Source organism: Pseudomonas sp. Yb2C2, assembly GCF_052112325.1.
GTDB classification, from domain to species: domain Bacteria; phylum Pseudomonadota; class Gammaproteobacteria; order Pseudomonadales; family Pseudomonadaceae; genus Aquipseudomonas; species Aquipseudomonas marginalis.
The window spans coordinates 21,829-47,360 of sequence record NZ_JAVAJK010000004.1; the positions used below are offsets into that span (position 1 = coordinate 21,829).

General features: G+C 60.9%; 20 protein-coding genes and 1 pseudogene. 18 read left to right on the forward strand and 3 right to left on the reverse strand.

What is annotated here, in order from left to right:
• Nucleotides 1–86 precede the first annotated feature (86 nt).
• From yaaA to Q8X51_RS06450, 18 genes and pseudogenes are all read left to right on the forward strand, one after another.
• Nucleotides 87–866: a peroxide stress protein YaaA gene (yaaA, locus tag Q8X51_RS06365; protein ID WP_407693154.1), complete on the forward strand. Its 780-nt coding sequence runs from the start codon at nt 87–89 to the stop codon at nt 864–866.
• 888 nt (nt 867–1,754) lie between these two features.
• On the forward strand, nt 1,755–3,071 hold the full coding sequence (locus Q8X51_RS06370) for a nucleotide sugar dehydrogenase (protein WP_065924229.1): 1,317 nt from the start codon (nt 1,755–1,757) through the stop codon (nt 3,069–3,071).
• An 83-nt stretch (nt 3,072–3,154) separates the two neighbouring features.
• Nucleotides 3,155–4,636 carry a mannuronan synthase gene (alg8, locus tag Q8X51_RS06375; RefSeq protein WP_161985711.1) on the forward strand — a complete coding sequence of 494 codons (1,482 nt, stop codon included), beginning with the start codon at nt 3,155–3,157 and terminating at the stop codon, nt 4,634–4,636.
• Between the two features lie 38 nt (nt 4,637–4,674).
• Entirely contained in the window at nt 4,675–5,841 is a 1,167-nt protein-coding gene (locus Q8X51_RS06380; protein WP_407693153.1) for a PilZ domain-containing protein, read from the forward strand.
• A 2-nt stretch (nt 5,842–5,843) separates the two neighbouring features.
• Entirely contained in the window at nt 5,844–7,235 is a 1,392-nt protein-coding gene (gene algK / locus Q8X51_RS06385) for an alginate biosynthesis TPR repeat lipoprotein AlgK (protein ID WP_407693152.1), read from the forward strand.
• Nucleotides 7,232–8,719 (forward strand): alginate export family protein, encoded by a 1,488-nt coding sequence (locus tag Q8X51_RS06390; RefSeq protein ID WP_407693151.1) that lies wholly within the window; start codon nt 7,232–7,234, stop codon nt 8,717–8,719. Before algK ends, Q8X51_RS06390 begins: the two co-directional genes overlap by 4 nt.
• On the forward strand, nt 8,719–10,287 hold the full coding sequence (gene algG, locus Q8X51_RS06395) for a mannuronan 5-epimerase AlgG (RefSeq protein ID WP_253493351.1): 1,569 nt from the start codon (nt 8,719–8,721) through the stop codon (nt 10,285–10,287). The genes Q8X51_RS06390 and algG overlap by 1 nt, the downstream gene beginning before the upstream one ends.
• Nucleotides 10,288–10,298: 11 nt before the next feature.
• Nucleotides 10,299–11,744, forward strand: a complete 1,446-nt coding sequence (locus Q8X51_RS06400) for an alginate O-acetyltransferase (protein ID WP_074845124.1) — start codon at nt 10,299–10,301, stop codon at nt 11,742–11,744.
• A gap of 24 nt (nt 11,745–11,768) precedes the next feature.
• Nucleotides 11,769–12,878, forward strand: coding sequence for a mannuronate-specific alginate lyase (locus Q8X51_RS06405; protein WP_407693150.1), 1,110 nt, complete (start codon nt 11,769–11,771; stop codon nt 12,876–12,878).
• Between the two features lie 234 nt (nt 12,879–13,112).
• Complete coding sequence (locus tag Q8X51_RS06410; RefSeq protein WP_065924234.1) at nt 13,113–14,645, forward strand: MBOAT family O-acyltransferase; 1,533 nt, start codon at nt 13,113–13,115, stop codon at nt 14,643–14,645.
• An 11-nt stretch (nt 14,646–14,656) separates the two neighbouring features.
• Nucleotides 14,657–15,841 carry an alginate O-acetyltransferase gene (locus Q8X51_RS06415; protein WP_065948988.1) on the forward strand — a complete coding sequence of 395 codons (1,185 nt, stop codon included), beginning with the start codon at nt 14,657–14,659 and terminating at the stop codon, nt 15,839–15,841.
• Between the two features lie 16 nt (nt 15,842–15,857).
• The gene (locus Q8X51_RS06420) at nt 15,858–16,511 is read left to right on the forward strand and encodes an alginate O-acetyltransferase AlgF (protein ID WP_027604734.1); all 654 of its coding nucleotides are present in this window, start codon (nt 15,858–15,860) and stop codon (nt 16,509–16,511) included.
• Between the two features lie 105 nt (nt 16,512–16,616).
• Entirely contained in the window at nt 16,617–18,068 is a 1,452-nt protein-coding gene (locus Q8X51_RS06425) for a mannose-1-phosphate guanylyltransferase/mannose-6-phosphate isomerase (protein WP_407693149.1), read from the forward strand.
• 381 nt (nt 18,069–18,449) lie between these two features.
• The gene (locus Q8X51_RS06430) at nt 18,450–18,914 is read left to right on the forward strand and encodes a hypothetical protein (protein WP_027604736.1); all 465 of its coding nucleotides are present in this window, start codon (nt 18,450–18,452) and stop codon (nt 18,912–18,914) included.
• 14 nt (nt 18,915–18,928) lie between these two features.
• Nucleotides 18,929–19,741, forward strand: a complete 813-nt coding sequence (locus tag Q8X51_RS06435; protein WP_315871375.1) for an SDR family oxidoreductase — start codon at nt 18,929–18,931, stop codon at nt 19,739–19,741.
• Nucleotides 19,742–20,155 (forward strand): hypothetical protein, encoded by a 414-nt coding sequence (locus Q8X51_RS06440; RefSeq protein ID WP_027604738.1) that lies wholly within the window; start codon nt 19,742–19,744, stop codon nt 20,153–20,155.
• Nucleotides 20,156–20,291: 136 nt separating this feature from the next.
• Nucleotides 20,292–21,596 (forward strand): hypothetical protein, encoded by a 1,305-nt coding sequence (locus Q8X51_RS06445; RefSeq protein ID WP_407693148.1) that lies wholly within the window; start codon nt 20,292–20,294, stop codon nt 21,594–21,596.
• Between the two features lie 64 nt (nt 21,597–21,660).
• Nucleotides 21,661–21,747: pseudogene (locus Q8X51_RS06450) on the forward strand (DUF4440 domain-containing protein); the annotation flags it as partial.
• A gap of 534 nt (nt 21,748–22,281) precedes the next feature.
• Here the strand turns inward: Q8X51_RS06450 and Q8X51_RS06455 are convergent.
• Genes Q8X51_RS06455 through Q8X51_RS06465 form a run of 3 tightly spaced genes read right to left on the reverse strand, consistent with a single transcriptional unit; the run spans nt 22,282 to nt 25,520 of the window.
• Nucleotides 22,282–23,142 (reverse strand): efflux RND transporter periplasmic adaptor subunit, encoded by an 861-nt coding sequence (locus Q8X51_RS06455; RefSeq protein ID WP_065948992.1) that lies wholly within the window; start codon nt 23,140–23,142, stop codon nt 22,282–22,284.
• Between the two features lie 10 nt (nt 23,143–23,152).
• Nucleotides 23,153–23,353 carry a DUF1656 domain-containing protein gene (locus tag Q8X51_RS06460; protein WP_027604741.1) on the reverse strand — a complete coding sequence of 67 codons (201 nt, stop codon included), beginning with the start codon at nt 23,351–23,353 and terminating at the stop codon, nt 23,153–23,155.
• Nucleotides 23,343–25,520 (reverse strand): FUSC family protein, encoded by a 2,178-nt coding sequence (locus Q8X51_RS06465; protein WP_407693147.1) that lies wholly within the window; start codon nt 25,518–25,520, stop codon nt 23,343–23,345. The genes Q8X51_RS06460 and Q8X51_RS06465 overlap by 11 nt, the downstream gene beginning before the upstream one ends.
• Nucleotides 25,521–25,532: the final 12 nt, after the last annotated feature.

The following is a 25,532-nucleotide window of genomic DNA, read 5'->3' on the forward strand; positions in this document are numbered from 1 at the left end:
TAGCGGATCGCGTCTATCGCCATCATAGGTGGAGTCAAATCGCCCCAGCCCCTAGAATCCCCGCACGATTTACAGGAGACGACTTCATGCTGATGGTGATTTCCCCCGCCAAGACCCTCGATTTCGAGACCCCAGCGGTGACCCAGCGCTTTACCCAGCCACAGTACCTGGACCATTCCCAGGCGCTGATCGAGCAACTGCGCGAACTGAGCCCGGCGCAGATCAGCGAATTGATGCACGTGTCCGACAAGATCGGCGGCCTCAATGCTGCCCGCTTCGGCAGCTGGAACCCGGCCTTCACCCCCGAGAATGCCAAGCAGGCCTTGCTGGCGTTCAAGGGCGACGTGTACACCGGCCTCAACGCCGACACCTTCAGCGATGCCGACTTCAGCTACGCCCAGGACCACCTGCGCATGCTCTCGGGCCTGTACGGCCTGCTGCGCCCCCTGGACCTGATGATGCCGTATCGCCTGGAGATGGGTACCAAACTCGCCAACGCCCGTGGCAAGGACCTGTACGCCTTCTGGGGCACGCGCATCAGTGAGTGGCTGAACGAAGCCCTGGCCGAACAAGGCGACGACGTACTGCTCAACCTGGCCTCCAACGAGTACTTCTCGGCGGTCAAGCGCACAGCCCTGAACGCGCGGATCATCAACACCGAGTTCAAGGACCTGAAGAACGGCCAGTACAAGATCATCAGCTTTTACGCGAAAAAGGCCCGGGGCATGATGAGCCGCTTCGTGATCGAAGAGCGCATCAACGATCCGACCAGGCTCAAGCAGTTCGATGTGCAGGGTTACCGCTTCAATGCGGAGCAGTCCAAGCCGGACAATCTGGTGTTCCTGCGCGATCGTGCACCGGAATAAGGCCGTACCCGCCTCTTTCAGACAATGAAATCCAAATGTGAGAGGGGGCTTGCCCCCGATTGCGGTGGTTCAGTCACGAATCTATCGAGTGATGCACTGCCATCGGGGTGTAGCCCCCTCCCACATTTTTATCCGCGCTTCACGCCAAGAATCGTCATTTATTTGACGTCAAAAAATATCCCGACACATCCCTAACATTTCTTTCACTCGACATTTGCGATTTTTTTTCGTAGTGGCACCACTTTTTTAAAACACTAGTGGCACAAAACTATCCCTTCGCGCCAACTACCCGTAACTACTGGCCCAAATAGCAAGTGCTATCAATATAGTACCAGTGCCATCTTTACCTATATTTCAAGAAATTTCGGGAAACAGGATGAGCGGCCAGGAACTTCGTCCTGAAGCGCCGCTCATACCACCGGTAACGAAATTCTCTGTTTCTGTAGGAGATGACTTACAAGGCGGACCAACGGAAGTAGCGAAGTTGTCATATTCAACTTTGACTCAGTGGTCACATTACCAACCGATTAGTTGAGAGCGGCGATAAGGATCCATTGCCACGAACTATAAGGCCAAGGCTGTGCTTACCCTAATGGGTCAGTGAGACAACCCAAGGCATTGATATGTAAAGGCTTATAGCCTCTATCAAGGCCCTGCGGCACTGGCGCCAGGCCCTTCTCCCAGGAAGGCTGGCTGCATTTCAGGGCAGGCCCCAATAACAAGGCCAAGTTGCGCACAACTTGAGTGCAATAGTTAGTCACTCGTTATTCAACATGCCTGTACGCGGCAAGTCGGCGTCTATTCGCCCAACTTTCGCGGCATTTGTGACGTTTGCAAACATGAACTCCGGCCATCTAATGGCATGATTTAAATACAGAGGTAATTGCGATGCGCATCAGCATATTTGGTTTGGGTTACGTTGGCGCAGTGTGTGCCGGTTGCCTGTCTGCCCGTGGCCACGAAGTGGTCGGCGTAGACATCTCCAAGGAAAAGATCGACCTGATCAACGCCGGCAAATCGCCGATCGTCGAGCCGGGTCTGGGCGAACTGTTGAGCCAGGGCATCGCAAACGGTCGACTGCGCGGCACCACCAACTTCGCCGAAGCCATCCGTGATACTGACCTGTCGATGATTTGCGTCGGTACGCCGAGCAAGAAGAACGGCGACCTGGAACTCAACTACATCGAATCGGTATGCCGCGAGATCGGTTTTGTCCTGCGTGACAAGACCACCCGCCACACCATCGTGGTACGCAGCACCGTGTTGCCGGGCACCGTCGCCAACGTGGTGATCCCAATCCTCGAAGACTGCTCCGGCAAGAAAGCCGGCGTCGACTTCGGTGTTGCGGTCAACCCGGAATTCCTGCGCGAATCCACCGCCATCGCCGACTACGACCTGCCACCGATGACCGTCATCGGCGAATTCGACAAAGCCTCCGGCGATGTCCTGCAGTCACTGTACGAAGAACTCGACGCACCGATCATCCGCAAGGACATCGCCGTAGCCGAGATGATCAAGTACACCTGCAACGTGTGGCACGCCACCAAGGTCACCTTCGCCAACGAGATCGGCAACATCGCCAAGGCGGTCGGCGTCGACGGTCGCGAAGTGATGGAAGTGGTCTGCCAGGACAAGACCCTCAACCTGTCCCAGTACTACATGCGCCCAGGCTTCGCGTTCGGCGGCTCCTGCCTGCCTAAAGACGTGCGCGCCCTGACCTACCGCGCCGGCTCCCTGGACGTGGAAGCGCCGCTGCTCAACTCGCTGATGCGCAGCAACGAATCCCAGGTGCAGAACGCCTTCGACATCGTCGCCGGCCACGACAAACGCAAAGTCGCCCTGCTGGGCCTGAGCTTCAAGGCCGGTACCGACGACCTGCGCGAAAGCCCACTGGTCGAGCTGGCGGAAATGCTGATCGGCAAGGGCTACGACCTGAGCATCTACGACAGCAACGTCGAGTACGCCCGTGTCCACGGTGCGAACAAGGACTACATCGAAGGCAAGATCCCCCACGTGTCGTCCCTGCTCAACTCGGACTTCGATGATGTGATCAACAACTCCGACGTGATCATCCTCGGCAACCGCGACGAGAAGTTCCGTGCCCTGGCGCAGAACGCACCGCACGGCAAGCAAGTGATCGACCTGGTGGGCTTCATGTCCAAGGCCACCAGTACGACAGGCCGTACCGAAGGCATTTGCTGGTAACAGCAACGGTAAGTTTCGAGCTGCAGGCGTACCAATCCCCAGCGCTTGCAGCTCGAAGCCTTCTTCACCTTCGGATGACGCTTATGTCCAAGTTAAAACACGTACTGCTCCAATCCGCCGGCTGGCTGTTCTTTCTGAGCCTGCTGATGGGTCTCGCCCTGCTGTTGCCGGCGAGTACGTTCGACTCCGAGTCGAAGAATTTTATTTTCCTGATTGGCGCCGTCGGTATCTGGCGCTACTCGATGGGTGCTACGCATTTCTTTCGCGGCATGCTGTTCCTGTATGTGGTCTACCCGCACCTGCGCCGTAAAGTGCGCAAGCTGGGCAAGGCTGCCGACCCGTCCCACGTGTTCCTGATGGTCACCAGCTTCCGTATCGATGCGCTGACCACCGCGCAGGTCTACAGCTCGGTGATTCGTGAGGCCATCGAATGCGGCTTCCCCACCACCGTGGTCTGCTCGCTGGTGGAAATGTCCGATGAGCTGCTGGTCAAGAGCCTCTGGGAACGCATGAACCCGCCGGACCACGTCAAGCTCGACTTCGTGCGGATCGCCGGTACCGGCAAGCGCGACGGCCTGGCCTTCGGTTTCCGCGCCATCTCCCGCCACCTGCCGGACGACCGCGCGGTGGTTGCCGTGATCGATGGCGACACCGTGCTCGCCGAAGGCGTGGTGCGCAAGACCGTGCCGTGGTTCCAGCTGTTCGGCAACGTCGGCGGCCTGACCACCAACGAATTCTGCGAAGTGCGCGGCGGCTACATCATGAGCGAGTGGCACAAACTGCGCTTCGCCCAGCGCCACATCAACATGTGCTCCATGGCCCTGTCCAAGCGCGTGCTGACCATGACCGGCCGCATGTCGGTGTTCCGCGCCAACGTCGTGACTGACCCGGGCTTTATCGCCGACGTGGAAAGCGACTCGCTGCAGCACTGGCGCCTGGGCCGCTTCAAGTTTCTCACCGGTGACGACAAGTCCAGCTGGTTCAGCCTGATGCGCCTGGGCTACGACACCTTCTACGTGCCGGACGCCGCGATCCACACCGTGGAACACCCGCCGGAAAAGAGCTTTATCAAAGCCAGCCGCAAGCTGATGTTCCGCTGGTACGGCAACAACCTGCGCCAGAACTCCCGAGCCCTGGGCCTGGGTGTGCGTCGGCTGGGCCTGTTCACCAGCATCGTGTTGTTCGACCAGCGCGTGTCGATGTGGACCTCCCTGCTCGGCCTGACCGTGGCAATCATCGCCACCTTCAAGTACGGCGGCGCGTTCATCCTCGCGTACCTGCTGTGGATCGGCATCACCCGCCTGATCCTGACCCTGCTGCTGTCGTGCTCCGGCCACAAGATCGGCCCGGCTTACCCGGCGATTCTCTATTACAACCAGATCATGGGCGCGTTGGTGAAGATCTACGTGTTCTTCCGCCTTGATCAACAGTCCTGGACCCGCCAGGACACCAAACTGACCCGCGATTTGGCCAGCTTTCAACGTTGGTTCAACACCTGGTCGTCTCGGACCATGACCTTCTCCGCCGGCAGCATCTTCGTTGCCGTGTTGCTGATGATGGTCTGACCCTGCCAAGCCTGAATTAACCAAGGAATTACACCGTCATGAACAGCCAAGTAAACGCCAACGTTGTCCACGAATCCGAAGCCCAGCGCCAACATGCCCGGGTCAAAATCCCGGCCAAGCTGCGCTTCTTCAACACCGACCGCACCCAGACCGAAGCACGGGTGATCGACCTCTCGGCCGGCGGCCTGGCGTTCACCGCCACCCAGCCGTTGACCGTGGGTGAAGTGCACAAGGGTCGCCTGCAATTCGTCATCGATAACCTCGGCCTGGCTATGGATGTGGAGCTGCAGATCCGCTCCTACGACCGCCAGAGCGGCCGCACCGGTTGCCAGTTCCAGAACCTCGACGCCCAGGATATTTCCACCCTGCGCCACCTGATCACCTCGCACCTGTCGGGCGACATCGTGACCATGGGTGATGTGCTGGCGACCCTGCAACGCGACAACTTCACCAAGGCGCGCAAGGTCAAGGACGGTGGCAGCAACATGAGCGCCTTCGGCCGCCTGCGCGCCGTGACGTTCAGCCTGGCGATCTTCCTCGTCGGCCTGGCAGCCTTCGGCTTCGTGTTCAAATCGGTGTACGGCATGTACTTCGTCAGCCACGCCCAGGCGGGCCTGGTCAGCGTGCCCGGCATGAACGTGACCATGCCCCGCGACGGCACCGTGCAAAGCCTGCTCAAAGGTGACGCGGTGGCGGCCAAAGGTGCACCACTGGCGACCTTCAGCACCAGCATGCTGGATGTGCTCAAGGGCCATCTGGACGAAGACCAACTGCAACCGGCCAAGGTCGAAGAACTGTTCGGCAAGCAAATGACCGGCACGCTCACCTCCCCATGCGATTGCGTGGTGGCGCAGCAACTGGTCGCCGACGGCCAGTACGCCAGCAAAGGCGATGTGATCTTCCAACTGGTGCCACGCGGCAGCCAGGCTAACGTCGAAGCTCGCTTTACCTATCGTCAGTTCGGTGACGTGCGCCCAGGCACCCCGGTGAGCTTCCAGGTGGCCGACGAAGAACAGACCCGCACCGGCACCATCGTCAGCAGCACCAGCCTGAACAGCGCCGACCTGTCCTCCGACATCCGTGTACAGATCAAACCTGACGCCCCGCTGGACAGCGCCTACGCCGGCCGCCCGGTGGAAGTGACCAGCGACCGTGGCCCATCCCTGAACTGGCTGATCGATAAAGCCATGGCTGCGGGTCTTTAATCATGAGCGCCCTTCGAACCCTGCCGGTGCCCCTGGCGCTGGCCATCGCCCTCGCCGGTTGCGCCGGCCTGCCCGACCAACGCCTGGCCAATGAAGCGCTCAAGCGTGGCGATACCGTCACCGCGCAGCAGAATTACCAGCAACTGGCAGAACTGGGTTACAGCGAGGCCCAGGTGGGCCTGGCCGATATCCAGGTAGGCACCCGCGATCCGGCGCAAATCAAACAGGCCGAGGCCACTTACCGTGCCGCGGCGGATATCTCGCCGCGCGCCCAGGCCCGCCTCGGTCGCCTGCTGGTGGCCAAGCCGGGCTCCACCGAAGCCGAACACCATGAAGCCGAAGGCCTGTTGAAAAAAGCCTTTGCCAATGGCGAAGGCAACACCCTGATCCCGCTGGCGATGCTGTACCTGCAATACCCCCACAGCTTCCCCAACGTGAATGCCCAGCAGCAGATCAGCAAGTGGCAGGCCGCCGGTTACCCGGAAGCCGGCCTGGCCCAGGTCCTGCTGTATCGCACCCAGGACACCTACGACCAGCATCTGGATGATGTGGAGCGCATCTGCAAGGCCGCGCTGAACACCACCGACATCTGCTATGTCGAGTTGGCCACGGTCTACCAGAAAAAAGCCCAGCCGGAAAAACAGGCCGAACTGCTCAAGCAGATGGAAGCCGGCTACAGCCGCGGCACCGTCACCGCACAACGCGTCGACAGCGTCGCCCGCGTATTGGGCGACGCCACGCTGGGCAAGACCGACGAGAAAACCGCCCAGGCCCTGCTGGAAAAAATCGCCCCCGGCTACCCGGCTTCCTGGGTCAGCCTGGCGCAACTGCTCTACGACTTCCCCGAACTGGGCGACGTCGACCAGATGATGAAATACCTGGACAACGGCCGCGCCGCCGACCAGCCGCGCGCCGAGCTGTTGCTGGGCAAGCTCTACTACGAAGGCAAGTGGGTGCCGGCGGACGCCAAGGCGGCTGAAGCGCACTTCCAGAAAGCCGTGGGCCGCGAAGTAGCTGCCGACTACTACCTCGGTCAGATCTACCGCCGTGGTTACCTGGGCCAGGTCTATTCGCAAAAAGCCCTGGACCACCTGCTGACCGCTGCGCGCAACGGCCAGAACAGCGCCGACTTCGCCATCGCCCAATTGTTTTCCCAAGGCAAGGGCACCAAGCCCGACCCATTGAATGCCTATGTCTTCAGCCAATTGGCCAAAGCCCAGGGCACGCCAGAGGCCAATGACCTGGCCACGCAGCTCGAAGCCCCGCTCACACCGGAACAACGCGCCCAAGGCCAACGCCTGGTGCAACAGGAACTGGCCGCCCGCGGCACCCTGGCCCAGAGCACGCTGCAACTGCACGCCCTGGAAGAAGAAGACGGCGAGGAATCCCTATGAAGCTCAATCCATTCGTGCAGGCCGGCATCGGCCTGACCTTCGCCCTGCTGTGGTCGTGCCCGACCCTGGCCGCGCTGACCGAAGCCAAGAACTTCGGCCTGGAAGTCAAAGCCACCGCGCAGTCCGAAGATGACCGCGACCTCGGCACCCAGAAAGGCGGCGACGTCAACGGCATCGGCCTCGACCTGCGCCCGTGGATCTACGGCGAAAGCGGCAACTGGAGCGCCTACGCCATGGGCCAGGCGGTGGCTTCGAGCGACATCATCGAGACCGACACCCTGCAACAGTCGGCGGATGACGAAAACCAGCAAACCACCAACAACGACCGCAAGACCAAGAAAAACTACCTGGCCATGCGCGAGTTCTGGGTCGGCTACAGCGGCTTCACGCCCTACCCCGGCGAGATCCTCAAGCTCGGTCGCCAACGCCTGCGCAATGACGACGGCCAATGGCGCGACACCAACATCGAAGCGCTGAACTGGACCTTCGACACCACCCTGCTCAAGGCCAACGTCGGCGCCGCCGAACGTTTCAGCGAATACCGTACCGACCTCAAGGAACTGTCGCCCAAGGATAAGGACCGTCAGCACCTCTACGCCGACGCGTCCTACCAGTGGACGCCGGGCCAGTGGATCGGCCTGCGTGGCCACCACACCCATGACAACGGCAAGCTCGACTACCCGGAACCGGGCGTCGCCACCGACTCCCTGGACAAGCGCGAGAACGGCGACCTGACCTGGCTCGGCATCGAAGCCAACAGCGACGCCTACAACTGGCGCAACACCAACACCGTCAACTACTGGGCCAGCATCACCGGCATGAAAGGCGACCGCGACTCGGTCAATGCCTTGAACGCCGACGGCACCCGCCCGACAGAGGCCAAGCGCAGCGATGACGTGAGTGGCTGGGCGACCGACCTGGGTATCCGCCTGCGCCTCGACCCGCAGTGGCAAGTGGGCGCGGCCTACTCCCGCGCCAGTGCCGAGTACGAGCAGAACGGCCTGCAAAGCAACCGTTCGAACTGGACCGGTACTCAGTCCCGCGTGCACCGTTTCGGCGAAGCGTTTCGCGGCGAGATGAACAACATGCAGTCCATGAGCCTGTTCGGCTCCTGGCAGCTGCGTGAGGACTACGACGCCAGCCTGGTGTACCACAAGTTCTGGCGCGTCGACGGCAACAAGCCGGTGGGCAGCAATGGCATCGACGCCGTGCAGAACAACACCGATGACGTGACCGGCGCGATCCTGTCCAGCACTTCCCTGCCCCTTGAAGACGGCAAGAAAGACCTGGGCCAGGAGATGGACCTTGTAGTCACCAAGTACTTCAAGACGGGCCTGCTGCCGGCCGCGCTCAGCCAGTCGGTTGACGAGCCATCAGCCCTGGTGCGGTTCCGTGCCGGTGTGTTCAAGCCAGGTGATGCCTATGGCAGCCAGGTCGACTCGTACATGCATCGCGCGTTTGTCGACGTGATCTGGAAATTCTGATGGGAGCCTGCGCAATGAATGCTCAAAGCCTACTCGTCGCGGCAATGCTGATGGCCAGCGCCACAGCGTTTGCCGATACGGCGGCCAAGGCGCCGACCATCGCCAAGGAACTGCAACAGGCCAAGACCTACACCATTTCCAGCCCGCCGACCGCGCCGCTGGAAATGGCCAAGCCGGCCCTGCCTGACCTGTCGGGTTATACCGCCGCAGCGATGGAAAAGAAGATCGTACGCACCAGGCCCGGCAAGATCAGCATCCGTCGCATGATGCAGGAAGACGCCCTCAAGGACTTTATCGGCGGCGACAACAAGATGGCCGAATGGGTGGTGCGCCAGCACGGTATTCCCCAGGCGATCTTTGTCGACGACGGTTACATGAACCTCAAGGACCTGCTCGGCAAAGTGCCCAAGCAGTACTTCAGCGAAACCTCGCCGGGCGTGTTCCTGGCCAAGTTGCCGATCGTGGTCGGGCGCAAGGGCATCCTGGACATCGATAAAAACACCCAGGAACTGCGCCTGTCCCAGCAAGCCGGTTCGTTCCTGATCAACGACGGCCAGCTGTTTGTGCGTGACACCAAGATCACCGGTTGGGACGAAAAAGCCAATGGCCCGGCGCTGTTCAAGTCGCCCAAGGAGTTCCGCCCGTTCCTGCTGGCCTGGGGCGGCACCGAGACTTACGTCTCCAAGACCAAGATGGCCAGCTTCGGCTATGCCAACAGTAAGTCGTACGGGGTGAGTATTTCCCAGTACACGCCGAACATGGCCAAGGTGCTCAAGCGCCCTGAGCCGACCGGCTGGATCATCGATTCCGAGTTCTCGGACATGTGGTACGGCTTCTACTGCTACGAGACCACGGGCTTCGTGATCAAGGGCAATACCTACAAAGACAACATCGTCTACGGCATTGACCCCCATGACCGTTCCCACGGCCTGATCATCGCGGACAACACCGTCTACGGCACCAAGAAGAAGCACGGCATCATCATTTCCCGTGAGGTGAACGACAGCTTCATCTTCAACAACCGCAGCTACGACAACAAGCTTTCGGGCCTGGTGATCGACCGTAACAGCGTGAACAACCTGATCGCCGACAACGAGATCTACCGCAACCACACCGACGGCATCACCCTCTATGAGAGCGGCGACAACCTGCTGTGGGGCAACAAAGTGATCAGCAACCGTCGCCACGGCATCCGCGTGCGTAACAGCGTGAACATCAAGCTGTACGAAAACACCTCGATGGCCAACGGCCTGACCGGCGTGTACGGCCACATCAAGGATTTGACCGACACCGACCGCGACATCGCCCTCGACCCGTTCGACGCCAAGGTCTCGCTGATCGTGGTCGGCGGTGAACTGGCGGGTAACGGCAGCGGGCCGCTGTCCATCGACTCGCCACTGAGTATCGAGCTGTACCGCGTATCGATGCTGGCGCCGACCAAATCCAGCGGCATCAGTTTCTCCGGCGTGCTGGGCGATCGTCAGGAAGAAATTCTCGACCTGCTGGTGCGCCAGCAGAAAGCCGTGCTGATCGACCCTGTCGAACGCCAGACCGAAATGCAGGACTGAGGATGACCCTTATGCACCCACACATGATCAAACTGCTGAGCCTCTCGGGTCTGACCCTCGGCCTGCTCGCAGCCAGCCAGGGCGTGCGCGCCGACGAAATCAAGGCCCCGACCTTCACCGCCGAACCCTGCTGCAGCCTGTGCCCGGCCGCCCATGACGCGAAAAACTACACCACGCGCTACCAGCAGAACTTCACCACCCTGGTGCAAGCCCAGGGCGACTGGCTGTTCCGTACCCAGGAAGACCTGCGCACCGAATTCGACACCAGCCCGGCCGGCTACAAGCGCATGCAACAACTGCACGACGCGTTCAAGGCCAAGGGCGTGGAACTGGTGGTGGTCTACCAGCCGACCCGTGGCCTGGTGAACCGCAACAAGCTCAACCCCGCGGAAAAAGCCTCGTTCGATTTCGACAAGGCCCTGGGCAACTACAAGACCATGCTCGGCCGTTTCGCCAAGATGGGCTACGTGGTGCCGGACCTGTCACCGTTGACCAATGAGCAACTGCCGGACGAACTGCCGGCCCACGACTTCTACTTCCGCGGTGACCAGCACTGGACCCCGTACGGCGCCCAGCGCACGGCGAAAATCGTCGGCGCCAAGGTGCGTGCAATGCCTGAGTTTGCCGATATTCCCAAGCGCGAATTCGAGACCAAGCGCTCCGGGCGCATGGGCAAGACCGGCACCCTGCACAACATGGCCGGGCAATTGTGCGGCACCAGCTACGCGATCCAGTACATGGACCAGTTCACCACCGAGCCGAAAGGCGAAGCCGGCGACGGCGACCTGTTCGGCGATTCGGGCAACCCGCAGATCACCCTGGTGGGCACCAGCCACAGTGGCAAGAACTACAACTTTGCCGGGTTCCTGGAAGAAGAAATCGGCGCCGACATCCTCAACGTCGCCTTCCCCGGCGGTGGCCTGGAAGGCTCGATGATCCAGTACCTGGGCAGCGACGAATTCCAGAAGAGCCCGCCGAAAATCCTGATCTGGGAATTCTCGCCGCTCTATCGCCTGGACCAGGAGACCATCTACCGCCAGATGATGGCGCTGCTCGACAACGGCTGCGAAGGCAAGACCGCGCAGATGAGTGCGAGCACAACATTGAAACCCGGCAAGAACGAATTGATGGTTAACAGTTCGAATAAAGACCTGCGCAACGCCAACCATCAGGTTGATATCCGCTTCGCCGACCCGTCGGTGAAAACCTTGCAAGCCACCCTCTGGTACATGAACGGGCGCCACGAGGACATCAAGATCGAGAAACCCGAAACATCCGATACAGACGGGCGTTTCGCCTTTGAACTGCGCACCGATGAAGACTGGGCCTCGCAGAACTTGCTGGCCGTGGAAGTGCAGGGTCCCGAAGCGGGCGCTGCTGCGCAGAAGGTCGAAGCGAAAATTTGCACACGCAACGTATTCCCAGCGGGTGGTCAACAGACCGCCTCGACGCCGTGAAATAAGCGTGCAATGAGGTTACTTATGCAGAAGTTATGGATTCCATCGTTGCTGGGCCTGGCGATCTTCGCCGGTGCAGCCAACGCCGCCGCCCCGCTGCGTCCGCCCCAGGGCTACTTCGCACCGATTGAAGCGTTCAAGACCGGCGACTTCAAGGAAAACTGCGACACCATGCCGACGCCCTACACCGGGCCTCTGCAATTTCGCAGCAAGTACGAAGGCTCCGACAAGGCCCGTTCCACGCTGAATGTTCAGTCGGAAAAAGCCTTTCGCGACAGCACCGCCGACATCACCAAGCTGGAAAAAGACACCAGCAAGCGCGTGATGCAATTCATGCGCGACGGTCGCCCGGAGCAGCTCGAATGCACCCTGAACTGGCTGGTGTCGTGGGCCAAGGCCGATGCGTTGATGTCCAAGGACTTCAACCACACCGGCAAGTCCATGCGCAAATGGGCCTTGGGCAGCATGGCGTCGGCCTATGTACGCCTGAAGTTCTCCGACTCGCACCCGTTGGCCAACCACCCGCAGGAATCGCAACTGATCGAAGCCTGGTTCAACAAACTGGCCGATCAGGTGGTGAGCGACTGGGACAACCTGCCGCTGGAAAAAACCAACAACCACTCCTACTGGGCCGCCTGGTCGGTGATGGCAACCTCCATCGCCACTAACCGTCGCGACCTGTTTGACTGGGCCGTGAAGGAATACAAGGTCGGCGTGAACCAGGTCGACGACCAAGGCTTCTTGCCCAACGAATTGAAGCGTCAGCAACGCGCCTTGTCGTACCACAACTACGCCCTGCCGCCGCTGGCGATGATCGCCAGTTTTGCCCTGGTCAACGGTGTTGACCTGCGCCAGGAAAACAACAGCGCACTCAAGCGCCTGGGCGACAAAGTGCTGGCCGGGGTCAAGGACCCGGAGATCTTCGAACAGAAGAACGGCAAGGAGCAGGACATGAAGGACCTGAAGCAGGACATGAAATTCGCCTGGCTCGAACCCTTCTGCACCCTCTACACCTGCGCACCGGATGTGGTGGAGCGCAAGCACGGGATGCAGCCGTTCAAGACGTTCCGCCTGGGGGGTGACCTGACCAAGGTGTACGACCCCGCGCATGAAAAAGGCAACAAAGGTAGCTAAGGCTGAATGGATTACCTGTAGTGAGCGGGCTTGCCCCGCGCTGGGCTGCGAAGCAGTCCTAATCGATCCGCCGCCGTGTGCCAGGCATACCGCGGTGTAGGGTTTTGGGGCGGCTTCGCCACCCAGCGCGGGGCAAGCCCGCTCACTACAAAAGCTGCATCGCCGCCCATGAAGTTGTGGGGGGTTTGGGGGGGCTCTGGCCCTTGACTGTTGGTTAAACATGGAGAGATCGGGATGGTTTTCTCGTCCAATGTGTTCCTGTTTCTGTTCTTGCCGATCTTTCTCGGCTTGTACTACTTGAGCGGGCAACGCTATCGCAACCTGCTGCTGCTGTTGGCCAGCTACGTGTTCTACGCCTGGTGGCGAGTGGACTTCCTGGCGCTGTTCGCCGCCGTCACGCTGTGGAACTACTGGATCGGCCTCAAGGTCGGTGCCGCCGGCGTGCGCACCAAGCCGGCCCAACGCTGGCTGCTGCTGGGCGTGGCGGTCGACCTGTGCATCCTCGGCTACTTCAAGTACGCCAACTTCGGCGTCGACAGCATCAACGTGATGATGAAGTCGGCCGGCCTGGAGCCGTTTATCCTCACCCACGTGCTGCTGCCGATCGGGATCTCGTTCTACATCTTCGAGTCCATCAGCTACATCATCGACGTGTACCGTGGCGATACCCCGGCGACCCGCAATCTCATCGACTTCGCGGCGTTCGTGGCGATCTTCCCGCACCTGATCGCCGGCCCGGTCCTGCGTTTCCGCGACCTGGCCGACCAGTTCAACAATCGCACCCACACCCTCGACAAATTCTCCGAGGGCTGCACGCGGTTCATGCAGGGCTTCATCAAGAAGGTCTTCATCGCCGACACCCTGGCGGTGGTGGCCGACCACTGCTTCGCCCTGCAAAACCCCACCACCGGCGATGCCTGGCTAGGGGCGCTGGCCTACACCGCGCAGTTGTACTTCGACTTCTCCGGCTACAGCGACATGGCCATCGGCCTGGGCTTGATGATGGGTTTCCGCTTCATGGAAAACTTCAAGCAGCCGTACATCAGCCAGTCGATCACCGAGTTCTGGCGGCGCTGGCACATCAGCCTGTCCACCTGGCTGCGTGACTACCTGTACATCACCTTGGGCGGCAACCGTAAAGGCACGCTGACCACCTACCGCAACCTGTTCCTGACCATGCTGCTCGGTGGCCTGTGGCACGGTGCGAACATCACCTACATCGTGTGGGGTGCCTGGCACGGCATGTGGCTGGCGATTGAAAAAGCCATCGGCCTCAACACCGCACCGCGCAGTTTCAATGTCCTGCGCTGGGCCTTCACCTTCCTGCTGGTGGTGATGGGCTGGGTGATCTTCCGCGCCGAGAACCTCCACGTCGCCGGCCGTATGTACGGTGCGATGTTCAGCTTCGGCGAGTGGTCGCTGTCGGAACTCAACCGCGCCAACCTCACCGGCCTGCAAGTCGCGACCCTGGTGGTGGCGTACGCAACATTGGCGTTCTTCGGCCTGCGCGACTTCTACACCAACCGCCCTGCCGAGAAAACCAAGCCGGCCGACCCGAGCCTGATCAAGGCCGTGCCGGGCGACAACCCGGGCAGCATCCACGAGCCAGGTTTCACCGTTGGCCGTGACGCTGCCGTGCAACCGGCCTACTGGACTGCTGACTGGCCACGCTACGCCATGCGCGCTGCAGTGCTGCTGCTGTTCGTGGCGTCGATTCTCAAACTGTCGGCGCAGAGTTTCTCGCCGTTCCTTTACTTCCAATTCTGAGGGAGCCGACCATGACCCGTTCATTACGCGTCCTCTATATCGGCCTGTTCCTGGTGCTGCTGCTGGCCCTGGGCGCCTGGTCGCTGCGCAGCTTCCTGGACTTTCGCACCAACGCCGACGCGACCGTGCTCAACGGTCGCTGGACCAAGGCCGTCGAGACCCATTACGACGAGGAGTTCCCGATCAAGCGATTGGGCACCAACCTCTGGGCCGCGCTGGACTACAAGCTGTTCAATGAAGGCCGCCCTGGGGTGGTGCTGGGCCGCGATCACTGGTTGTACAGCGACGAGGAGTTCAACCCCGCCGTCAACGAAGACCAGAACCTTCAAGACAACTACGCGCTGGTCGAAGGCGTGCGCCAGAAGCTCAAGGCCCAGGGCATCCAACTGGTGATGGCGATCGTGCCGGCCAAGGTGCGCCTGTACCCGGAACACCTGGGTGAAGTGAAACCGGCGAGCATCCACGCCAACCTGTACCAGGACTTCCACGCCCGTGTGGCCGCCGACAAGATCATCGCCCCGGACCTGCTCGGCCCGCTGCAACAGGCCAAGCTGGGCGGCAAGCAGGTGTTCCTGCGCACCGACACCCACTGGACCCCGGACGGCGCCGAAATCGCTGCCAAGCAATTGGCTAAAACCATCGCCGACAAGACCCCGCTCCACGGCGAGCCGCAGCGTTTTGTCACCGAGGCCGAGAAGACCGAGCCGCATAAAGGCGACCTGCGTCTGTTCCTGCCCCTGGACCCGCTGTTCGAAAACCTGATGCCACCGAAAGAGCCGCTGGAAAAACGCGTCACGCACCTGGCCGAAACCAAAGGCGACGACGCGCTGTTCAGCGACAGCGAAACCCCGGTGGCGCTGGTGGGCACCAGCTACAGCGCCAACCCCAACTGGAACTTCGTCGGCGCCCTCAAGCAAGCCCTGGGCAGCGACGTGGTCAGCTACGCCGAAGACGGCCACGGCCCGATCCTGCCGATGCTCAGCTACCTGAAAAGTGACGACTTCAAGAACAGCCCGCCACAGGTGCTGATCTGGGAGTTTCCTGAACGTTATCTGCCCGTGAACAACGAAATCGGTGATGCCGACCCATCGTGGGTTGCGCAACTTAAACAAGCCGGTTCGCGCCAACAAAACATGGCACTGAACACCCCAGCTAAAAACCCAAAATCCGAGACGCCCGACCGGGCGCAAAACTGAAAGAGAGGTAACTCACATGACTTTCACTACTACTCCGCGTCGTCTCGCTAAGACTCTGGCCCTGGCTGCCGGTATGAGCTTGGTATCCCTGTCCGCCTTCGCCGGTGACGCTGCCTTGTACGGCCCAGTCGCACCGAAAGGCTCAAGCTTCGTGCGGATCTACAACGCCTCCAACCAGGAAGTCAGCGCCACTGTCGGCAGCACCAACCTCAGCGACGTGGCCCCGCTGGCCAGCAGCGACTTCAGCTTCATGCCCGGCGGCGACTACAGCGCCAAGGTCGGCAGCCAGACCGTGCCGGTCAAGCTCGCCCCGGACCACTACTACACCCTGGTCAACAACAACAGCGGCCAGCCACAGCTGATCGAAGAACCGCCGTTCAAGAACAAGCAGAAATCCCTGGTGCGCGTGCAGAACCTCAGCGACAAGGCCCTGACCCTGAAGACCGCCGACGGCAAGACCGACGTGGTCAAGTCGGTGGCTGCCAAAGGCCGTGGCGAACGTGAAATCAACCCGGTGAAGGTGAGCCTGGCGTTGTATGACGGCGACAAGAAAGTCGGCGACGTCAAGCCAGTGGCCCTGGAGCGCGGTGAAGCAGCGGTGCTGTACGTGACCGGTTCGGGTTCGAGCATTTCGCCAGTCTGGGTAAAACGCCCGGTGTCGACCCGCTGAATGAATTTTCCGGGTCGGCTTCGGCCGGCCCGGACACGAGACAAAAACAAGAGTGAAACGACAAACCTTCGTAGCTCTGACCCAAATTGATTCAAGGAGAAACACATGATCCCAGTAATCCTTTCCGGTGGTAGCGGCTCACGTCTTTGGCCGCTTTCCCGTAAACAGTTCCCAAAACAATTCCTGGCCCTGACCGGCGAGCACACGCTGTTCCAGCAAACCCTGGAACGCCTGGTGTTCGAAGGCATGGACTCCCCGATCGTGGTCTGCAACAAGGACCATCGCTTCATCGTCAACGAGCAACTGGCCAACCGTAAACTGGAGTGCCAACGCATCCTGATGGAACCCTTCGGCCGCAACACCGCGCCGGCCGTGGCCCTCACCGCGATGATGCTGGTCAACGAAGGCCGTGATGAACTGATGCTGGTCCTGCCGGCCGACCACGTGATCGACGACCAAAAAGCCCTGCAACGCGCCCTGGCCCTGGCCACCGTGGCCGCCGAGCGTGGCGAGATGGTGCTGTTCGGCGTGCCGGCGACTCGTCCGGAAACCGGCTACGGCTACATCAAGTCCACCAACGATTCGCTGCTGCCCGAAGGCGTGAGCCGCGTACAGCAATTCGTGGAAAAACCCGATGAAAAACGCGCCGTCGAGTTCGTCAAAAGCGGTGGTTACTTCTGGAACAGCGGCATGTTCCTGTTCCGCGCCAGCCGCTTCCTGGAAGAGCTGAAAAAGCACGATCCGGACATCTACGACACCTGCGTGCTGACCCTGGAGCGCAGCCAGCAAGACGCCGACACCGTGACCTTCGACGAAGCCACCTTCGCCTGCTGCCCGGACAACTCCATCGACTACGCCGTGATGGAAAAAACCCAGCGCGCCTGCGTGGTGCCGTTGAGCGCCGGCTGGAGCGACGTGGGTTGCTGGGCTTCGCTGTGGGCGGTCAACGATAAAGACGCCAACGGCAACGTCACCAAGGGCGACGTGGTGATTCAGGACAGCAAGAACTGCATGATCCACGGCAACGGCAAGCTGGTATCGGTGATCGGCCTGGAAAACATCGTCGTGGTGGAAACCAAGGACGCGATGATGATTGCCCACAAGGACAAGGTCCAGGGTGTCAAGCAGATGGTCAACACCCTCAACGAACGGGGCCGCAGCGAAACCCAGAACCACTGCGAAGTCTATCGTCCGTGGGGCTCCTACGACTCGGTGGACATGGGCGGCCGCTTCCAGGTCAAGCACATCTCGGTCAAGCCGGGCGCGTGCCTGTCGCTGCAGATGCACCACCACCGCGCCGAACACTGGATCGTGGTCAGCGGCACCGCCGAAGTCACCTGTGACGAGAACGTGTTCCTGCTCTGCGAGAACCAGTCCACCTACATCCCGATCGCCTCGGTGCACCGCCTGCGCAACCCGGGCAAGATCCCGTTGGAGATCATCGAAGTGCAATCGGGCAGCTACCTGGGCGAAGACGATATCGAGCGGTTTGAAGATATCTACGGGCGCTCGACGCCGGTTGAACGCGGCGTTTCGGTGAAAACTATCGCGCAGTAAAACAGTCGTACAAGAAGCCCTCACCCAGCCCATTGCGTCCCCTATCCGCAGTGGGTTGGGTGGGGGCTTTTTGTTTGGGATTTGCGCTGGCGGTGAGGGCCTTATCGGGGCATAAGTATCTACAGATCTTGAGCCGAGCCCCCTGCGTAGCAGCTGTCGAGCCTTGGCGAGGCTGCGTCGGCGGTGTGTCAGACGCGCCGCAAACGCAGCCTCGCCAAGGCTCGACAGCTGCTACGCGTTATCCTACTGAAGTTGTGTAGATACTTATGCTTATCGGGGGCAAGCCCACGATGAGGTCGGCACGCCCACCACAGCACTCAAGGTAGCCAATCCCACCTACGCTTAAGTTAGGATGCTCGTTCCCTATTCGAGGTGGTCTCCATGTTCTTCGGCGTTCTACTGATCATCACCTGGCTGATCCTCCTGCTGCGCTACCCGGCCAAGGCATTGCCGGTATCGTTGGCCGCTGCCGTCGGCCTGGGTCTTGTCGCGGTGTGGGTGGTGTGGCTGGACAACCGCGAAGCCTCGCAACTGGCGCGCCTGGAACTGCGCATCACCTACGCCCCGCAGGAATGCCCGGCCGACCGACCACTCAAGCTGACCCTGAACAACGGCAACGACGTCCCCCTCACCGAACTGCGCTGGCGCGTCGCCGCCTATGCGCCGGGCGATACGGTCAACCTGGCCGACAACGTCTATGCTGCCCCGCGCTATCGCGGCCCCGGCGAGTTGCAGGCCGGCGCCACTTGGGACGACTGCCTGCCGACCCCGCCCCTGCGCCCCGGCTACCGCGCGCAAACCCTGGAATTTCGCGCCGAGCACCTGCAAGGCAGCTTCTCGGACTGACAAAGGACTGATCCATGCCCAACGTACTCATCACCGGTTGCTCCAGCGGTATTGGCCGCGCCCTGGCCGAGGCCTTCAAATCCGCCGGTTTCAACGTGTGGGCCAGCGCCCGCCGCCCGGAAGACGTCACCGCCCTCGCCGCCGCGGGTTTCAATGCCGTCGAACTCGACGTCAATGACAGTGCCGCTTTACAGCGCCTGGCCGAACAACTGGGAGAGCTGGATGTACTGATCAACAACGCCGGCTACGGCGCCATGGGCCCGCTGCTCGATGGCGGCACCGAAGCGATGCAGCGCCAGTTCGAGACCAATGTATTTTCCATCGTCGGCGTGACCCAGGCACTGTTCCCGGCCCTGCGCAAGCGCAAAGGGCTGGTGGTGAATATCGGCAGCGTTTCCGGCGTGCTGGTCACGCCGTTTGCCGGCGCCTACTGCGCGTCCAAGGCGGCGGTGCATGCGCTGAGTGATGCACTGCGCATGGAGCTGGCACCGTTTGGGGTGCGGGTGATGGAGGTCCAGCCCGGCGCCATCAATACGAGTTTTGCCAAAAACGCCGGCGCCCAGGCCGAGCTGTTAATCAACGAAAAATCGCCGTGGTGGCCGTTGCGCGAGGGCATTCGCGCACGCAGCCAGGCCTCTCAGGACAAGCCCACCCCGGCCGGCGTGTTTGCAGCGGATGTGCTCAAGGCCGTGCAACAACCACAGCCGCCGCGCCTGTTGCGCTCGGGCAATGGCAGCCGGGCGTTGCCGTTGATGGCCGCGTTGTTGCCCAAGGGATTATTGGAAGCCGTGTTGAAAAAACGCTTTGGTTTGAATGGGAGTTTGTAAATGATCGACTACAGCGATTTTTTTGAAGAAGTGATCCAGACCCACGTCGAGATCGAGCAATGGTTTGCCGGGGTTGCGCCAGAAGGCACCCTGCAAAGCCTACTTGCGCGCTTCTCGCCCGAGTTCAGCATGATCGCCCCCGCCACCGGCACACGCGTCAATGCAGCCGGGGTCAACGCGCTGTTCACTCGCCTGGGCGGCATGCGCCCGGGCTTGAAGATCACCTTGAGTGAAATGGCTGGGATTGACCGGCATGCGCGCGGCGCAACGGTGACTTATCGCGAACATCAGATCGATGCCAGCGGCACACAGACGGATCGCCGTGCGACCGTGGTGTTTGAGAAACAGGCCAGCGGTGCGTTGCTGTGGCGTCATCTGCATGAGACTTTTGTGCCTCAGGCGCGCAACAACTAATGGCCAGTTAGCACCTGTCAGATCTGACAGTAGACGAGGGGGTGCCCCAGGAACAGACTTGCAGCGTAGTCCAGCCAAAGCCTGCTGTTTTATTGACTTGGCCACCATCCCCTCGAGTGCGTGAAGGAATGCTGCGATGAGTTCTTCCAACAGTCAGTCATTGAATCAACCCGGTACTCCGGACCCGGACTTTGGCATCAATGGGCAAACCACCCTGTATTCGATACTCAACCATATTCCCGGCCTGACCCTTCGTTTTCGACTCAAGGGGCTTACTACGAATAACAACGGCCAGCTTCTGTTCAGTGCCAACCTGTTTAAAAAAGAACATTTCGTCTACGGCTTGGGGCGCCTGAAGCCCGACGGGAGCCTGGATGGGGCGTTTACGCCAAACGGCCTGGCCACCGGTGATTTTGGGCAGTCGTTACCAGCCGGAGCTTCAAGACTGACTGTACAGCCCGATGGGAAAATCCTCATGGCGGGCTGGACATCACGCAGCTCATTCGATGATTGGGCCGACTTGGTGGTTGCTCGCTTCGACGACAAGGGCAGACCCGACACAAGTTTTGCCGAAAAAGGCCGATGCATTCTTCAAACCATGCCGGATGAGGGGCTGACGGAGGACTCGGTGAAAGTGCATGTGCAAAAGGACGGATGCATTCTGGTAAGCGCCAATTACTCCAAACGCCGCAATCCAGCCCTGACCGTAGGTGTGCTGTTTCGCCTGTTACCCAATGGGGTTCTGGATCCTGGACTGAACGGCAATGGCAGGCTCGACTTCAACCTTCTCGGCCCCAGTGCCGCCACTGCCATCAACGCATGCATCAGCCAGGGCAACGATTACAAAATAGTCATCGCTGGGCATGCCCAATTCTCCCCTGGGCGCCAAACAGCCTTCTGCGCCCGCCTCAACCCTGATGGAACCACAGATAGTGCTTTTGGCAGCCCGCAGACCCCTGGTTTTCACCGCGTTGACAGCATTGCGGGTGACACCACGCTTTACGATCTTGTCGAACGAACGGATGACAAAAGTCTTATTGGCGCTGGTCAAGTCGGTCTGAATGGCAATGGAACGACGAAAGGCCTGATCCAGGCCATCACCCCCAATGGCGCCGCGCATCAACTGTTCAATAATGGCAAACCGTTGGTCAGCGAATTTGATGACAACCGTGACATTGGCTGGCAGTGCATCATGAACACAAGCGCAGGGGACCTTACGACGGCATCCGGAGGTACTTGGGTATATATCGCTCAATTCAAAGCTGATGGCACACTGAATATGGACTTCAACAACAAGGGCTACATCGATCTGGACGCCCCCGTCATGTCCACCCCTTTGGTGTTAGCCAAGCGGGGCGACCACCGCGTTATCGTGGGTGCGAACGTCGCGGGTACAGATCCAGATGGGGGCATTGGCGCTCTATTTAGTTTCTTTGGCTAACTAGGCCGGGCCAATCTCATGCTGTGCTCGCGGCCCTGTCCCAGGTTCAACGAACGCTATCGACAATCGCCGTGCCACCGCAGTGTTTGAGAAACAGGCCAGTGGCGCGCCGTTGTGGCGTCATCTGCATGAAACTTATGTAGCGCAATGAAATAACTGCACGGCCGGGTCCTACAAAAAACAGCGAACGGCCTGACATCATTACAAGGAAACTATCCCCTGGCTCTTTCACCTCTGTCCACTCACAGGTGAAAGGATTCCAAGCGACTTCCTGGGGATGACTGCCGATGAGTACGCGCAGTGGATGGCAAACTCGCCGCGCAAGTCGCAGCTATGGCGTGAGGCAGCGGGGATGGGCCTGGCGTGTGGTGGAGCTGTGATTGGGATTATCGTTGCCAAGGCAGGCATCGCGTCAGCGCCTCTCAGTGCAGGTTCCAGCCTTGCAGCTACTTATATTGCTTATACCGCTGCCGCCGCCAGTGCTTTGCAATGTGCCGCTTCGTCAGCATGCTGCGGGTCAAATGTCGACAAAAAATCAGAGCCAACACACAAACCTGAAGCGGCGCCCAATCTGCCTGTCAACAAAAATCGAATGTGGGAGGGGGCTTGCTCCCGATTGCGGAGTATCAGTCACTTGATACGTTGACTGAGTCACCGCAATCGGGAGCAAGCCCCCTCCCACATTTCAGTTCGGCGTTTGGTTGACGATCACCGTGCACGTAATCCCCGCCGCCAACAACACCCCCTGCGGCACTTCATCAATATGAATCCGCACCGGCACCCGCTGGGCCAGGCGCACCCAGTTGAAGGTCGGGTTCACATCGGCGATCAATTCGCGGCTCTCGGGGTTGTCGCGGTCGTAGATGCCGCGGGAGATGCTTTCTACGTGCCCCTTCAACGTCTCGCCGCTCATCAACTGCATGTCAGCTTTGTCGCCGACGTTCACATGGGGTAGCTTGGTTTCTTCGAAGAAGCCATAGACCCAGAACGAGTTCATATCCACCACGGCCATCTTGGCTTCGCCGATGCGCGCGTAGTCGCCGCGATGCACGTTGAGGTTGGTGACGTAGCCGTCCACTGCCGCCACGACCTGGGTGCGTTTCAAGTTGAGTTCGGCCGCTTCGAGTTGTGCCAGTGCGTGCTGGTAATCCGCCAGGGCCGAGTCAGCGATGTTGCTGGCGTCGTCGCGGTTTTCCCTGGAGATCACCAGGGCGTCGAGGTCGGCGCGGCGGTGGGCGTTGACCTTGCGCATTTCCCAGGTGGCCTTGCGCGAGGCGACCAGGGACTGCGCCTGCTTGACCGCGATGCGGTAGTGCTCGGGGTCGATCTGCATCAACAGGTCGCCCTTTTTCACCAACTGGTTATCGCGCACCGGCACGTCGACCACTTCGCCGGTGACGTCGGCGGCGACGTTGATGATGTCGGCACGCACGCGGCCGTCGCGGGTCCACGGCGTTTCCATGTAGTGCACCCACAACGTGCGGCCAATCCAGATCGCCAAAGCCAGTACCAGCAAGGTCGCGAGCAGGCTGAAAAACTTTTTCATCGGGGCATTCTCAACGGTAGACGGTCAGCGCCAGGGCGCCGAACAGGCAAACGAACAGGCTCAGGCGCAGCAGCGCCGGGTGCCAGAAAAACCGGTACAGGTCGAAGCCGGCCAGGAAGCGGTCCAGGGCCCAGGCCAACGCGGCCGCGATCAGGAACATCAGGGTCATGGTCGGCATATAGATGCCGTGGAATGCGATTTCACGAGGCATTCGGGGTTCCTTTGAGGGCCGCCAGCGGTGATTGCGGGTCCAGCAACGAGGTGCGGATAAAGTGCAGGTAGCTTTTCACCCGGCGCAGGGCCGAGGTATCGAAGTGCGGGGCGAAGGGTTCGTCGGTGGCCTGCACGCGGCTGATCGCGTGGTCGACGGCGATCAGGCCACGCGCCAGGTTGCTGGCGCTGGGTTGCAGGAACAGGCGCACCAACGAACGCCCCATGACCCGGATCGCCTGGCGCCACGGCTGGGATTCGGCATAGGCCGGGTGCACCGGCAGGATCGCCTGTTCCTTGCGCAACTCGATGATCGCGTGGCCGACTTCCAGCACCACGAACATCCAGCGCAGCAGGTCACGTTGCACTTGCGGCTGGCCGACAGCGAGGCCGTAGGCCTGGTGCAGGAGGTCTCGGGTGCGGCTTTCGAAACTCGACGCCAACCCCTTGAGCTTGCCGCTGATGGCATACACCACCTGTTCGCGCAGGTCCTGCTCCAGGCGCCGCCACAGCCAGCGGCTGTTGGGCGGCAGGATGATCGCCCCCGCCGCCGCGCATACCAGCATGCCAATGATCATGGCGATGTAGTCGTTGATAAAGATGTAGGGGTTGTAGACCGTGAGGTTGTCCGGCACCGAACCGGTGCTGAAGAAAATCAGCAGGCCTACGCCCACACCGGCATATTGCGGGCGTGAGGCGAGGAACGCGCCGAGGATGATCACCGGGGCGAGCATCACGCACAGCAGCGGGAAGCCGTCGATCCACGGGAACACGAAGAACATTTCCACAAAGCCCACCAACGCGCCGATCAAGGTGCCGCAGGCCATCTGGAACGCCATGCGCTTGGGGTTGGGCGTGGCGGCGGACAGGCCGACGGTGGCAGCGGCGATCAAGGTCATGGTGGCACCGCTGGGCCAGGCCGTGGCCACCCAGTAACTGCCCAGCACAATCAGGATGAACGACGCGCGAATCCCCGAGGCGGCGCAGGCCAGCCAGTTGGTTTTCGGGCTGAAGGTTTCGTCCCATTGCTCCCGTGCATGGCTGTGATCGGCCAGGGAGGCATGGGTTTGCGCGTAGTTGTGCAGGTCATCGACGAAGCGGTAGAGCAGTTCATAAGCGGTGTGAAAGTCCAGCTGTTCGGCCTCACTCGGGTTGCCCTCCTGGAAGGTCGCACGCAGGCTGCGGACTTTGGCAGGCAGGCTGTCCTTGTAGGCACTGAGCTGGTTGACCAGGCGCGCGGCATCGGGGCTGGTGAGGGCACGGCCGGAGAAGCCGTCGAGGACTTCGGCGAGGTCCTGCAGGCCCGGTTTGATCGCCGCCACCACATGATCCGCGGAATCCGTGCGCAGGCGTTCGAGCAACTGGTGCAAGGCATTGAAGCGCGTGGTGATGCTCATGAACTCGCTGTTGAGGCGACTGAGCCGACCGTTGCGCCGGCGCATATGCGGGTCTTCGAACACCGTGAGGCTGCGCAGCCCTTCCAGGCCCACGGCCTCGGCGATAAAGCGCACGTTGCTGGCCTCGAACCCTTCACGTTGGCTGCGCCCGCGCAGGCCGTCGGTGACGAACAGCGCGAACACGCCAAAGCGCTGATAGAGCGCGTTGCGCATCGCTGCACTGGAGGTCTGCGGCAGGATCGCCGCGCTGACCAGGGTGGAACACAGGATCCCCAGGGAGATTTCCAACACCCGCCACACCGCCGCCATAAAGGCGCCGTCCGGATGGGCCAGGGCCGGCAGGCCGACCATCGCTGCCGTGTAACCGGCCAGCACGAAGCCGTAGGCGCGAAAGTTACGGTTGCGTGTCGCGCCAGCGGTGCAAATGCCGACCCAGATCGCCAGCGCCCCCAGGAACAACTCGGTGTTCTGCGCAAACAACGCGATCAACACCACCATCACCGCCGACCCCGCCAGGGTGCCGAGGAAGCGATAGAAGCTCTTGGCGAACACCTGGCCGCTCTGCGGTTGCATCACGATAAACACGGTGATCATCGCGGTGCGTGGTTGCGGCAGCTCCAGGCGCATGGCCAGCCACAGCGTGAGGAACGCGGCGATCAGCACCTTGAAGATGTACACCCAGGTCACGCCGTCGCTGCGTGCCCAGTCGAAAAAACCACGGCGCCACTCAAGGGAATGCAGCCAGCGCAGCGGTGCAGGCATCGGAGTCATTAAATCCTACTC

What these genes read in the sequence shown, in the direction of transcription:
- yaaA (WP_407693154.1), top strand. Translation starts at nt 87, where the DNA reads ATGCTGATGGTGATTTCCCCCGCCAAGACCCTCGATTTCGAGACCCCA.
- Q8X51_RS06370 (WP_065924229.1), top strand. Translation starts at nt 1,755, where the DNA reads ATGCGCATCAGCATATTTGGTTTGGGTTACGTTGGCGCAGTGTGTGCC.
- alg8 (WP_161985711.1), top strand. Translation starts at nt 3,155, where the DNA reads ATGTCCAAGTTAAAACACGTACTGCTCCAATCCGCCGGCTGGCTGTTC.
- Q8X51_RS06380 (WP_407693153.1), top strand. Translation starts at nt 4,675, where the DNA reads ATGAACAGCCAAGTAAACGCCAACGTTGTCCACGAATCCGAAGCCCAG.
- algK (WP_407693152.1), top strand. Translation starts at nt 5,844, where the DNA reads ATGAGCGCCCTTCGAACCCTGCCGGTGCCCCTGGCGCTGGCCATCGCC.
- Q8X51_RS06390 (WP_407693151.1), top strand. Translation starts at nt 7,232, where the DNA reads ATGAAGCTCAATCCATTCGTGCAGGCCGGCATCGGCCTGACCTTCGCC.
- algG (WP_253493351.1), top strand. Translation starts at nt 8,719, where the DNA reads ATGGGAGCCTGCGCAATGAATGCTCAAAGCCTACTCGTCGCGGCAATG.
- Q8X51_RS06400 (WP_074845124.1), top strand. Translation starts at nt 10,299, where the DNA reads ATGCACCCACACATGATCAAACTGCTGAGCCTCTCGGGTCTGACCCTC.
- Q8X51_RS06405 (WP_407693150.1), top strand. Translation starts at nt 11,769, where the DNA reads ATGCAGAAGTTATGGATTCCATCGTTGCTGGGCCTGGCGATCTTCGCC.
- Q8X51_RS06410 (WP_065924234.1), top strand. Translation starts at nt 13,113, where the DNA reads ATGGTTTTCTCGTCCAATGTGTTCCTGTTTCTGTTCTTGCCGATCTTT.
- Q8X51_RS06415 (WP_065948988.1), top strand. Translation starts at nt 14,657, where the DNA reads ATGACCCGTTCATTACGCGTCCTCTATATCGGCCTGTTCCTGGTGCTG.
- Q8X51_RS06420 (WP_027604734.1), top strand. Translation starts at nt 15,858, where the DNA reads ATGACTTTCACTACTACTCCGCGTCGTCTCGCTAAGACTCTGGCCCTG.
- Q8X51_RS06425 (WP_407693149.1), top strand. Translation starts at nt 16,617, where the DNA reads ATGATCCCAGTAATCCTTTCCGGTGGTAGCGGCTCACGTCTTTGGCCG.
- Q8X51_RS06430 (WP_027604736.1), top strand. Translation starts at nt 18,450, where the DNA reads ATGTTCTTCGGCGTTCTACTGATCATCACCTGGCTGATCCTCCTGCTG.
- Q8X51_RS06435 (WP_315871375.1), top strand. Translation starts at nt 18,929, where the DNA reads ATGCCCAACGTACTCATCACCGGTTGCTCCAGCGGTATTGGCCGCGCC.
- Q8X51_RS06440 (WP_027604738.1), top strand. Translation starts at nt 19,742, where the DNA reads ATGATCGACTACAGCGATTTTTTTGAAGAAGTGATCCAGACCCACGTC.
- Q8X51_RS06445 (WP_407693148.1), top strand. Translation starts at nt 20,292, where the DNA reads ATGAGTTCTTCCAACAGTCAGTCATTGAATCAACCCGGTACTCCGGAC.
- Q8X51_RS06455 (WP_065948992.1), bottom strand. Translation starts at nt 23,142, where the DNA reads ATGAAAAAGTTTTTCAGCCTGCTCGCGACCTTGCTGGTACTGGCTTTG.
- Q8X51_RS06460 (WP_027604741.1), bottom strand. Translation starts at nt 23,353, where the DNA reads ATGCCTCGTGAAATCGCATTCCACGGCATCTATATGCCGACCATGACC.
- Q8X51_RS06465 (WP_407693147.1), bottom strand. Translation starts at nt 25,520, where the DNA reads ATGACTCCGATGCCTGCACCGCTGCGCTGGCTGCATTCCCTTGAGTGG.